Source organism: Aquimarina sp. AU119 (genome assembly GCF_900312735.1).
GTDB lineage: Bacteria > Bacteroidota > Bacteroidia > Flavobacteriales > Flavobacteriaceae > Aquimarina > Aquimarina algiphila.
In genome coordinates this window covers 476,391-488,021 of sequence record NZ_OMPF01000022.1, presented here as the reverse complement: position 1 = coordinate 488,021, position 11,631 = coordinate 476,391, and the positions used below count along the sequence as shown (strand labels likewise).

The 11,631-nt window shown below is 31.6% G+C and carries 13 protein-coding genes; 7 read left to right on the top strand and 6 right to left on the bottom strand.

All coding sequences use genetic code 11. The features are described 5' to 3' along the window. Window positions 1–6: 6 nt before the first annotated feature. Window positions 7–1,044, bottom strand: coding sequence for a rod shape-determining protein (locus DK442_RS20045; protein ID WP_109437668.1), 1,038 nt, complete (start codon window positions 1,042–1,044; stop codon window positions 7–9). Window positions 1,045–1,325: 281 nt separating this feature from the next. Between DK442_RS20045 and cmk the strand changes: the two genes are divergently transcribed. After that, window positions 1,326–2,024 carry a (d)CMP kinase gene (gene cmk / locus DK442_RS20040; protein ID WP_109437667.1) on the top strand — a complete coding sequence of 233 codons (699 nt, stop codon included), beginning with the start codon at window positions 1,326–1,328 and terminating at the stop codon, window positions 2,022–2,024. Here cmk and DK442_RS20035 read toward each other — a convergent pair. Both DK442_RS20035 and DK442_RS20030 read right to left on the bottom strand, forming a co-directional pair. Then, window positions 2,021–2,386: a hypothetical protein gene (locus tag DK442_RS20035; RefSeq protein WP_109437666.1), complete on the bottom strand. Its 366-nt coding sequence runs from the start codon at window positions 2,384–2,386 to the stop codon at window positions 2,021–2,023. The two genes, cmk and DK442_RS20035, sit on opposite strands and share 4 nt — an antisense overlap. 252 nt (window positions 2,387–2,638) lie before the next feature. Further along, on the bottom strand, window positions 2,639–3,016 hold the full coding sequence (locus DK442_RS20030; protein WP_109437665.1) for a LysM peptidoglycan-binding domain-containing protein: 378 nt from the start codon (window positions 3,014–3,016) through the stop codon (window positions 2,639–2,641). Between the two features lie 149 nt (window positions 3,017–3,165). Between DK442_RS20030 and DK442_RS20025 the strand changes: the two genes are divergently transcribed. The 5 genes from DK442_RS20025 to DK442_RS20005 all read left to right on the top strand — a co-directional run bounded on the left by DK442_RS20025 (window position 3,166) and on the right by DK442_RS20005 (window position 7,341). Further along, window positions 3,166–3,951: a tRNA pseudouridine(38-40) synthase TruA gene (locus DK442_RS20025; protein ID WP_109437664.1), complete on the top strand. Its 786-nt coding sequence runs from the start codon at window positions 3,166–3,168 to the stop codon at window positions 3,949–3,951. A 71-nt stretch (window positions 3,952–4,022) separates the two neighbouring features. Then, the gene (locus tag DK442_RS20020) at window positions 4,023–4,664 is read left to right on the top strand and encodes an MOSC domain-containing protein (RefSeq protein WP_109437663.1); all 642 of its coding nucleotides are present in this window, start codon (window positions 4,023–4,025) and stop codon (window positions 4,662–4,664) included. A 27-nt stretch (window positions 4,665–4,691) separates the two neighbouring features. Continuing rightward, window positions 4,692–5,492, top strand: coding sequence for an aldose epimerase (locus tag DK442_RS20015; protein WP_109437662.1), 801 nt, complete (start codon window positions 4,692–4,694; stop codon window positions 5,490–5,492). Then, a complete protein-coding gene (locus DK442_RS20010; RefSeq protein ID WP_109437661.1) occupies window positions 5,489–6,619 on the top strand; it encodes an NAD(P)/FAD-dependent oxidoreductase in 1,131 nt (376 codons plus the stop codon). Before DK442_RS20015 ends, DK442_RS20010 begins: the two co-directional genes overlap by 4 nt. 71 nt (window positions 6,620–6,690) lie before the next feature. Next, on the top strand, window positions 6,691–7,341 hold the full coding sequence (locus DK442_RS20005) for a hypothetical protein (protein ID WP_109437660.1): 651 nt from the start codon (window positions 6,691–6,693) through the stop codon (window positions 7,339–7,341). Window positions 7,342–7,344: 3 nt separating this feature from the next. On the opposite strand, the gene recQ is transcribed toward DK442_RS20005, so the two are convergent. Further along, window positions 7,345–9,477: a DNA helicase RecQ gene (recQ, locus tag DK442_RS20000; protein WP_109437659.1), complete on the bottom strand. Its 2,133-nt coding sequence runs from the start codon at window positions 9,475–9,477 to the stop codon at window positions 7,345–7,347. 119 nt (window positions 9,478–9,596) lie between these two features. Between recQ and DK442_RS19995 the strand changes: the two genes are divergently transcribed. Further along, window positions 9,597–10,262, top strand: a complete 666-nt coding sequence (locus DK442_RS19995; RefSeq protein ID WP_109437658.1) for a DUF4386 family protein — start codon at window positions 9,597–9,599, stop codon at window positions 10,260–10,262. Window positions 10,263–10,313: 51 nt separating this feature from the next. Here the strand turns inward: DK442_RS19995 and DK442_RS19990 are convergent, their stop codons facing one another. Together DK442_RS19990 and DK442_RS19985 are read right to left on the bottom strand one after the other, a co-directional pair. After that, window positions 10,314–11,117, bottom strand: coding sequence for a hypothetical protein (locus DK442_RS19990; protein WP_109437657.1), 804 nt, complete (start codon window positions 11,115–11,117; stop codon window positions 10,314–10,316). A 44-nt stretch (window positions 11,118–11,161) separates the two neighbouring features. Next, a complete protein-coding gene (locus tag DK442_RS19985; protein ID WP_109437656.1) occupies window positions 11,162–11,629 on the bottom strand; it encodes a hypothetical protein in 468 nt (155 codons plus the stop codon). Window positions 11,630–11,631: the final 2 nt, after the last annotated feature.

Genomic DNA, 11,631 nt, shown 5'->3' with positions numbered 1-11,631 from the left:
GTTGTATTACCTCCTCTTTTGTACAAGTACATCAGTATATCTATCGAGATTTTTAAGCACAATATCGCTTCCTTTTACTACAGTTTTAAGAGGTTGTTCCCCAAGATGTACAGGAAGTTCTGTAGTTCTTGATAATCGCTCATCAAGTCCTCTAAGCATGGATCCACCTCCAGTTAGATAGATACCTGTATTGTAAATATCGGCAGATATTTCTGGAGGAATTTCAGAAAGCGTCTCCATGATGGCATTTTCTATTTGTGTGATAGATTTATCAAGACTTTTTTCTATCTCTTTATATGATAATTGTATTTGTTGAGGTTTTCCGGTAAGTAAATCTCTTCCTTCTATTTGGATGTTATCTGGAGGAGAAGTTAAATTATGTATCGCAGAACCAATTTTTATTTTTATTTTTTCTGCCATAGATTCTCCAATGTGTAGGTTACGAAACTCACGTATATATTGAGTGATATCCTCATTAAAAGTGTTTCCGGCGATTTTTACCGATTGACCGCTAATTATTCTTCCCAAAGAGATTACAGCAATTTCTGTAGTTCCTCCTCCGATATCAACAATCATGTTACCTTTAGGTTCCAAAACGTTTATACCTCCTCCAATAGCTGCAGCGATAGGTTCATGTATAAGGAATATATTTTTTGCATTTAATCGTTTTGCAGATTCTTGTACTGCTCGCATTTCTACTTCTGTACTTCCGCAAGGAATAGCAATAATCATATTATATGAAGAAAAAAATAACGAAGAATTAAGAGACGATAATCGTTTTATAAATGTCTTCAACATTTTTTCTGTTGCATCAAAATTAGAAATGACACCATTACTAAAAGGATAAATTGTTTTTATATTTTTATTTATCTTACCTCTCATCATACCAGCCTCTTTACCGACGGCAATAATTTTTCCTGAAATTTGATTTATAGTAATGATAGAAGGATTGTCGACCGCTATTTTTCCTTTATAAGTAATAAGCGTATTAGAAGTGCCTAGATCTATTGCAATTTTTTCGTTTAAAAAGTCAAAAAAGCCCATGATTTGTGTTACTTAGGTTAAGTATGTTGATTTTAAGGTAAACTAAAGTAACTTTATATCATACAAAGGGGGTTCAAAGGTAAATAACTTGGATAAAATGTAATTATTGTGTTGGCATCTTATTTTAACAAGGTTTCTGACCTATGATTTAATATACAAGCTGTTAGTATTTTGTAAAGACTATGTAATCATAACTTTTTTTCTTTAGCTTGTATTTTCAGGATAGTTTCGTGTATTTTTGGCACTCATAATAATTTCATTCATATAAATTCTAGATATAGTTGGAAGCAAAAAAGATTATTATAGCTATTGATGGCCATTCGTCTACAGGAAAAAGCACGGTTGCTAAACAACTGGCTAAGGCACTAGAATATATTTATGTGGATACAGGAGCGATGTATCGTGCAGTTTCTTTATATGCTATGAGAGCTGGTTTTATTGATGAATCTCATTTTGATATAGAAGCTTTAGAAAATGATCTTTCTAAAATCAATCTTAAGTTTGAAATTAGCCCAAAAACTGGCCTGGCTGAAGTATTACTTAATGGAGAGAATATAGAGCAAGAAATTAGAACTCTTGCAGTTTCTCGACATGTGAGTAAAATCGCTGCGGTATCCAGTGTACGTAGAAAATTAGTTGAACAACAACAAAAAATGGGTGTGGATAAAGGGATAGTAATGGATGGAAGAGATATAGGTACTGTTGTATTCCCTAAAGCAGAGCTTAAGTTATTCATGACGGCAACTGCCAAAGATCGGGCAGAACGAAGGTTTATTGAACTTTCTGATCGGGGAGAGGATGTAACCTATGAAGATGTTTTAAAAAATGTAGTAAATCGAGACCACATTGATAGCACAAGAAAAGATTCACCATTACGAAAAGCTGGAGATGCTATCAAGATTGATAATTCTAACCTTACATTAGAAGAACAATTTGATCAAATTTTACAATTAGCAAAAATTACAATAAAAAAATCTTAGTCTTCTGGAGAGGCAAGAGAATCAGATATTATATTCTCTTTTAAGTTAGCATCCACAAGTTCTTTGGATTGATACAATTTTATATCTTCTTTAACCCATTCTACAAGTTCAACGTATTCATCATTATTACGAAGAATTAATACGCGATTTAGTCGTAATAGATCATTTACAACTTGTTTATATTTTTGGATATTAGTATCGGTAACTTGATAAAAAGGTTTGTCTACCAGAATTTGATATTGTTTCCCATTGTTCAACACAATCTGATCTTTACGTTCATATATGATATTAGTCTTGGATATCGATTGAGCGTAATTGTTAATTGTAATGCATAAAAAGACTATAAATAATATTCTTTTCATAATGATTTATTTTGGGTCTATTACAAAATTACGGTAAAACCGTAAAAAGAAAATATTTTTTACCGGTTTTCTAATATATTTTCGATAAAATACAAGATTTAAGGTTGTATAATCAGGTAAGAGATCAAAAAAAGCCACTAAATTCGAATTTAGTGGCTTTTTTTATTGTGTAAAGTATTGAATACTAGATTTTAATACTAAGGTTGTGTATGTATTATATAGTATATACTTCTATTTTTTTGTTTATAAAACTTATAGATTAGGGATAACTAATTCTTGATCAGGATGAATAACATCAGGGTTCTTCAGAATACCGGTATTTGCCTCAAAAATAGCTTTATATTTCATTGGATCTCCATAATAATGTTTAGCAATTTTGCTTAATGATTCTCCACTTTTTACAGTATGTCTATGATATACAGAAGTATCTGCTACATTGATATCAGCTACAATATCAGAAGGAGATTCGCCTCCAATTTCTTTTATTTTATCCCAAAGCTGGTTTTTTTCATATTGAGTATTTGCCGTACCTTTTATTTTAAGAGTTCCGTTTTCTTCAGATACATCACCGTCCTGGATATTTAACTTTTGCCCTAAATCCAGAACATCTTGATACTTTGCTTTTACCATAACTAAGTTGATTTTAAATTATTAATTAGCTTTACTCAAATATAGGAAATTATAAAGTTGTGTTCACATAATTTTAGGATTAAAAAATGAATAAATATCGTTGAAATACATAATTTATCTATATTCGGACAGATTTTAAAAGATATTTGATGTTTCGTAAACGTTTCTATTATATAATTGAGCTACAATATCTTGGTTTTAGATATCATGGGTGGCAAAAACAACCTACAGTAAACACCTTACAACGTATGGTAGAACGAACTGTCGCTTATGTGTTGGATCATAAGGATTTTAAAGTTTTGGCTGCGGGAAGGACAGATGCAAAGGTGTCTGCAAACCAAGCTTATGTAGAATTGTTTGTTGATAAAGAACCTTTAGATTTGGAGATTTTTTATCCGGTATTTAACCAAAATTTACCACAAGATATAAGAGCTTTAAGTATTGAAGAAACTGATGAAAATTTTAATATCATTCAATCTCCTAAAATTAAAGAATATCTATATTTATTTTCTTATGGAGAGAAATTTCATCCTTTCTGTGCACCGTTTATGTATAATGTATTAGAAGACCTTAATATTGATTTAATGCAAAAGGCAGCTGTATTATTTGAAGGGAAACATAATTTTAGATCTTATTGTCATCGTCCTACCGAAAAAACAATTTTAGAAGGAGAAATAACACATTGCGAAATAAAAAAAAATGATGTCTATGTTGCTAATTTTTTTCCAAAAGAGAGTTATCTTTTACAAGTGAAAGGAGAAGGGTTTAAGAGAAACCAAATTCGATTAATGATGGGAGCTTTACTAGATTTAGGAAAGGGGAAAATTGATTTAGATTTTTTTAAAAAAACGTTAGATCCAAATGAAGAAGAAATTGTCTTAGAGCATATTGTTCCTGGTTCAGGTTTAATACTAAACTCAGTAGAGTTTAAATAAGCATACTGTACACTATGTTGGATAATTGAGGTAATAGTAGTTTTATAATCTTTTTAAAATAATATATAAGCATGAAGGTAATATCTACAAATATTGGTGAACCACAAATAGTGTCTTGGAGAGGGAAAGAAGTTAAAACAGGAATCTATAAACATCCTGTTAATCTACCAATATATCTGGATAAAGAAGATGTGAAAAATGATCATGTGATCGATCGAAGATATCACGGAGGTGTAGATAAAGCATGTTATATATATGCTACAGACAACTATTCATATTGGAAAGAAAAATATCCTGATTTGGATTGGAATTATGGGATGTTTGGAGAGAATCTAACAGTTTCAGGTTTTGATGAAAAAAAGATCAAGATAGGTTCTATTTATACCTTGGGAGAGACCACTGTACAAATATCAAGACCGAGACAACCTTGTTACAAATTAGGAATTAGGTTTGGGAATCAAGCAATTATTAAACAGTTTGTTGATTCTTTACTTTCTGGAGTATATGTAAGAGTGTTAGTCCCTGGAGAAGTTAAGGTGAATGATGAATTTGTATTGGATACAGAAAATAGTGAAGGGATTTCAATTTCAGAATTAAATACCTTGCTATTTCATTATGATGATACATTACACAAAAACCTATTACAAAAGGCACTTAATGATCCTTTAATTTCTGAAAGTGATAAGAAGTATTTTAAAAAGCATGCATCATAATATTCAAAATTATCTAATCAACTTTTTATGGCTGATACTATAAAATTACGTAGCGATGACAACCATTCTGTTGTTACCATTTATAAAGGTGAATTGATAAGTTATCAACTAATGGGTGTAGAGGTAATGCATCAGAAAGGAGATCCTGGATGGGGAAGTACAGAAATTGAAATGTTTCCTATTATTGGAGCAACTGCAGCAAATGATTTTTCTGTTCAAACAGCAAAAGGAGAAGCAAAGCTAGATCAACATGGGATTTTGAGAGGAATGGAATATCTTCCAATGCAAGAAGAAAGGAGTAAAGCTTCTTTTTATAAAACATACAAGGCAAATACAGAAGTTAAGAATCCTAAATTTCCTGAAAAATCAACACAGCAATATATGCATTGGCCATATGATTTTCAGTTTACAAAAACCTTTGATTTAACAAATGGAAGTCTAACCATTTATTTCGAAATAAAATCAGAAGATGGGATGCCATTTATGTTAGGTTTTCATCCTGCATTTAAAATTTATAGCAAAAATCCGATTTTAAGAACTGGAAATACACTTGTTTCTTTGGACGAGGTTCTTGAGGTCGGCTCATCTGCTTTCCTTCTCGAAGAATGTAAAGAGTTAGTACTGGAAAATAATGATAGCCTTATAGTTAATCTTAAAACAAAGGGTTTTCGGCATATGATGCTTTGGAGTGAAGTTAGCAATATGGTATGCATAGAACCTATTACCTTTTATCCATCAAGTGTATCGATACCCCAATTGCATAAAGGATTTGACTATAGTTCTGAATATGAGAAATATCAAGTTACTATTTCACCTTTACTATTATGAAAATTCAAGAACTTGAAAATTTAGTTATAGGTGCAGGACCAGCTGGGTTAGCAGTAGCAGGGAGACTACGAAAAAATAATATTCCGTTTGAAATTATAGAACAATCCAATAAAATAGCATGGAGTTGGCATAATCATTATGATCGATTACTGCTACATACAGTAAAAGAATTATCTCATTTACCGTATCTAAAATTTCCTGAAGAATATCCAAGATATATCCCCAAATCCTTGTTAGCAGAATATTATGAGAAGTATGCAGAGCATTTTAAAATAGAACCTCAGTATAATACCAAAGTAGAAACAATACAAAAAAAAGGAGATCATTGGATAGTTGACACCAATACTGATATATCGTTTATGGCTAAAAATGTAATTGTTGCTACTGGAGTAAATCGAGTTCCTTATACTCCAAAATGGAAAGGCCAGGATGATTTTAAAGGAAAAATAATTCATAGCAAAGTATATAAAAATGGCAAACCATTTTTGGGCCAGAAAGTAATCATTGTCGGGATGGGAAATACTGGTGCAGAATTGGCATTAGATCTTAGTGAAGCTCATATAGATGTAACACTATCGGTGAGAAGTCCATTACTTATTGTTCCAAGAGATATTAATGGTCGCCCCGTACAGACCACAGCAAAGAAACTAGAAAAGTTACCTTTTGGATTAGGCAGATGGATTGGTAAGCAGGTTCGGAATATTATTATTGGAGATTTATCAAAATATGGAATTTCTATTTCTAAAGAAGATCCTATAGATCATTTAAAAAAGACAGGAAAAACTCCAGTGATTGATCTGGGAACGGTTAAAAGAATTAAAGAAGGTAAAATTAAAGTAGTAGGAGATATAGATCATTTTAATAAAAATGGAGTTCAACTAAAGAATGGAATTGATATTGAGGCTGATGTTGTACTTCTAGCTACTGGGTATAGAGCAAAAATAGAAGATTTTATAGAAGATACAGATGAGCTTTTGGATGTTGAAGGTGTGCCAAAAAACCCTATTGCAGTTGGGGCTCATCAAGGGTTGTTTTTTGTAGGTTTTGATAATTATAAGCTTGGCGGAATTTTAGGTACGATTTTTAATGATTCTAAAACGATAGTAGATGAAATTTTGAAACAATAGAAGTGATTTCACTGTTTACCGTGTTCTGTATCAGTTGTTATTGAATGATATTTGTGATAGTTTTTAATAGTATGAAAAATAAATTTTTGATTGTTGCTTTACTTTTGATTAGTTATCGATTATTAGCTCAGGAGTTAGATACTCCTTCTATTGTATATAACGATACCGATTTGTCATGGCAGAATTTTCCTGCGATCTCAGAAGATGGATCATATTATCTAATTATTTACAACGAGTATTCTTGTTGTGTGGATACCGGAAGTATTTTACAACAACGTAGTGTTACTACTGGAGAAATTAATAAAGAAATTATTTTATATCCCAATGAAACTGATCAAATAGAGTTTTCTTCAGAGAAAAAAGCTACTATCATTAAAGCGGTACAAGATTTATTAAAAGAAACGAGCTATTTTAAGTTATTTGAAGTGAAAAAACATGAACAAATTCAACAAAAGGATAATAATGAATTATTTGTAAAAGCCAAATTACTAACTCAATCTTTCACAAGTAAAAGTGTGAATTTACCTTTGTCAAAACTTCATGGGTTTTGCTGTACGGGAGATTATGATAGTAAAGAAAGCTGTGATGTAAGTCAAAGTATAGAAAATGTTTGGTTAAGTAAAAAGCATCAATTATTACTTATAGAGTCAGGTGTAACACATCTTGCCGATGGTTGCGATGACGGCCCATACTATACTGTAACATCTTTTTTAAAAGAATAACTTTTAATTCTTTACATCTATACTCTCATCTTTTAAAACAGTTAAGGCTATCTTGATTGTATTATAATCAAGAGCTTGTTCAAAATGTTCAAAATATGGTTTTAATGTATCAGGTTGGTCGAGTTCTTCTTTTGCTTTTTTAACTGCTGATAGATCCGCAGCACTTACGAATTGTTTTAGATCGATATCCTCACCATCTTCATGTAATTTCATAATATGAGAAAATACTGTAGAAGCGGCTAGTTGTCTTTTTATGGCTATTTCTTCTATTGAGAACCCTTCTTTATAAAGCGTTAATGTTTCCTTATGTGTATTTCCTTTTTTTGAACTTTTCTTTTTCTTTTTTGTCGTTTTTTCTTGAGAAAAATCAATAATCGCTTTTATAAATTGATAACCGTAATTTTGCATTTTTTGTCTTCCAACACCATTAATTTGCATGAATTCATCATCACTCATCGGACGGGATTTCTCCATTTCTTTTAATGTGGCATCACTAAAAATTTGATAGGCGGGAATACCGGCTTCTTTTGCTAGCTCTAATCGCAGTAATCTTAGTTTTTCAAATAGATCAGGAGTTGATGATTTAGCAATTTGTTCTATAGCAACTTCTTTTATTTTTTCAAACTCTTGTAAATGGGCTATACTTACTTTTTTGCCTTCAAATAATACCTTCTTAGAACGCGAAGTAAGTTTTAGTTTATTGTTTTGATGAAAAGCAATTTCTAAATACCCTTGATTAATTAATTGTATAATATATTGTTGCCAATCTCTCCATGATATTTCATTACCAATACCATACGATTTAAGGTTTTGATATCCCTTATCATATACTGCTGCATTCTGTGCACCTCTTAAAATATCAATCACAGTTCCAATAGGTTCTTGTTCTTTGATTCGGGTAACCGTTGATAATGCTTTTTGAGCAATGATTGTTCCATCAATAAAAGTTGGTGGATTTTTACAAACATCACAATTACCACAATCTTCTTCGATCAGTTCTCCAAAATAACTCAGTAGAATTTTACGTCTGCAACTCAGCGAATCAGCATACTGCTTCATACGATCAAGTTTTGCTAGCTGTACCTCTTGATTACCAGACATATTGGCAAACTTTTGCAATTGTACAACATCAGCATAACTATGAAACAGTAGTGTAGAAGAGGGGAGTCCATCTCGTCCCGCACGGCCGATTTCTTGATAATACCCTTCAATGTTTTTTGGCAAGTTATAATGAATAACCCAACGAACATTTGATTTATCGATACCCATCCCAAATGCAATAGTTGCACATACAATTTGTACTGTATCATTAATAAAACCCTCTTGTACTTTAGATCGCTTATGATGATCAATACCTGCATGATATGCTTCTGCAGTATACCCTTGTTGCTGTAATTTTTCTGCAATAGCTTCTGTAGTTTTTCTACTTAAGCAATAAATAATTCCACAATCATTAGGTTTGTCTTTAAGAAAATTAATGATCTGTTCTATTCGTTTGTTCCCCGGTCGTACCTCAAGGCTTAAATTTTTTCGATCAAAAGAAGCTAAATGCTGTATGGCATTAGGGATGTTAAGTTGATCACAAATATCCTGGCGTGTTGCTTTATCAGCGGTTGCCGTTAATGCAATCACAGGGGTTTTGGGAAATTTGGTTTTGAGATACCCAAGTTGAGTATAAGCAGGTCTAAAATCATGTCCCCAAGCCGAAATACAATGTGCTTCGTCTATTGCAATTAAACTAAGTTCTATTTGAGAAAATATTGTATCCAAAAAACTTAAACTTTCTGGAGCGACATAGAGTAACTTTATTTCTTTATCCAGGAGTTTCTGGTATATGTCTTGCTGCTCACTTTCCGTTTGACTACTATTAATAAAGGCAGCATGTATACCGTTGGCCAATAAACCATCTACCTGATCTTTCATTAATGCGATTAAAGGTGAAATGACCAGAGTTACACCAGGTAGCAATAATGCAGGAAGTTGATAACAAATTGATTTTCCGCCACCAGTAGGCATAATAACAAGATTATCCCGATGATTAAATACAGCATCTATAATCTCTTGCTGTAATGGCCTGAAAGTGTCATAACCAAAATATTCTTTTAATGTACTTTTAATTTGTTGTAGGTCTGGCATAAATGCAAAGGAACAAAATTAGCATGGGAAAATGAAAGTGTTTTGTACAATGATAACACATTAGGAAAATCTCGTAACAAAATTGGGTTTGATCCGTCTTCAAATAAAACAGCGATTTTATGGCAGCACTAAAAAACGTACAAAAATTAGGTGGAATTTCAGCAATACTTGAAGCTATTATTTATGGTATCGCCTTTATCATTTATGGAGCAGTATTAGTATATCCTCCAAGCGATGCGAATACGATACAAGAACTTAAGTTTCTATCTGATAACCAAACTATCTTAATGATTTTGAATTTAATAGTTTATGTGTTATTTGGGGTTTTACTATCCGTATTGGTTCTTGCTATTCATGAACGTTTAAAAAATACTTCTCATGTTCTTTCAAAAATAGCTTCTGTATTTGGTTTAATTTGGGTTGGATTAGTAATAGCAAGCGGAATGATAGCTAATATTGGCTTAGACTCTGTAATTCGAATTGGTGCCAAAGAACCAGAACAGGCGATGTTGATTTGGAAAAGTGTTGAAATAGTTACTGAAGGCTTGGGAGGAGGAAACGAAATAGTTGGCGGAGTTTGGGTATTGCTTCTTAGTATTGCAGCTTTAAAAGGGAAAAGTTTCTCAAAACCTTTAGTTTTTTTAGGATGTATAGTTGGTTCAGCTGGTATTCTAACTATATATCCAGCAGATATATTTACTGAAATTTTTGGCTTAAGTCAGATCATATGGTTTATTTGGTTAGGAATATTCATGCTTCGTAACAGTCAAAAATCAGTACATTAGAAATCGTTAACGATCAAAAGTTCTTATAAAAAATAAGGGTAACTACTTTGCTTATTTTGGAAGTCCTAAAATATAGTATCCTAATTTTTTCCCATTATCTTTTTTTGCTTTTTTAATTTCCCATAAGTATGTGTCATTTTTTATGTCTTTTAATAGATGTTCTACATCACTAAAGGTATAAGTTCTCATTGTTGATGCCTGACCATCCCATGCATAAAAAAGAGGAATTATCGGTATGATATAAGTGAATACAATTTGTTGCCATGTTAATGGTTTTACAAATGGTGTCATAAAAAGTGACATTATAAAAAGTATAGCTAACGAGAGGGGTAAAAATAACCACCATAAAAGGGTAGGAACAAAATTTTCTCCCATTTCATATATAAGAATAGGTTCGTTATTATCTTGAGCAGATTTTAGTATGCTTTTTGCTTGATTGGGTGGCATATGATGAAAACTATTCATCATGGTCTTTAATCCAGGTGGTGTTTCGGTTAAATTAGTAGCATCAATAGATGTCTGTTCATAAATAATGTTGGCTAATTGGCTATTGTTAATTCGATTTACAAAATCAGGATTGGGGTGTAAGTCAGTTAAAATTAGTTGAACCAACTCTGATGTATTAGTGTCATTTATTTTTTTTATTACTTCCAACATGGCACCACCTGATCCAGAGCCTAAATCAACAATTTGTGAAAAATTGTGTCTGTTCTTTATATTTATAATTAGATTGGTAATAACCTCGCTAGTTCCTAGTATTTTGTGTAAAACTACTATAAGATTAGTCATACTGGTTCTTATTGTATTCGGGAACCAATCAAAATCTTCAAATTCAAAAAGTTGTATTCTTTTCATTAGTTTGATTGTTGTCGTAAGAACAAGTTTAACCTTGTACTTAACTAGTTATATTTTTTCATCTGTTTTCTAAAGAAATCTAATTCTTCTACTGTCAATTTCTTTTTATTAAAGTTGATATAGCGCAGTCTTGTTTCATTTGTTTTTAACCAAATTTCATTATTTTTCTCGGTAATACTAGTTATCCAATCCCAGTTCTTGTATTCAGGTTTTTGCTTACTACCAACATGATGTATTGCTATAGATTCATTGTTAAATTCGATAACAGCATTGAATATTAAACGATTTGATTGAATTTTTGCGCTTAATACTATGATTATTAGTGAGATAAATATAATGATTAACGTGATTCCTATTGCCGTTTTAAGCATTGATCCAAAAAGGTTTGGATTTACAATCGCAATTAAAATAGATGCTATTATATATTTAATAATACTTCGATTAATAAAATTATATACTTTGGCTTTTAGGATCGTATAGAAATTAATAGTTACGGTCTTTGTTACACTCATGG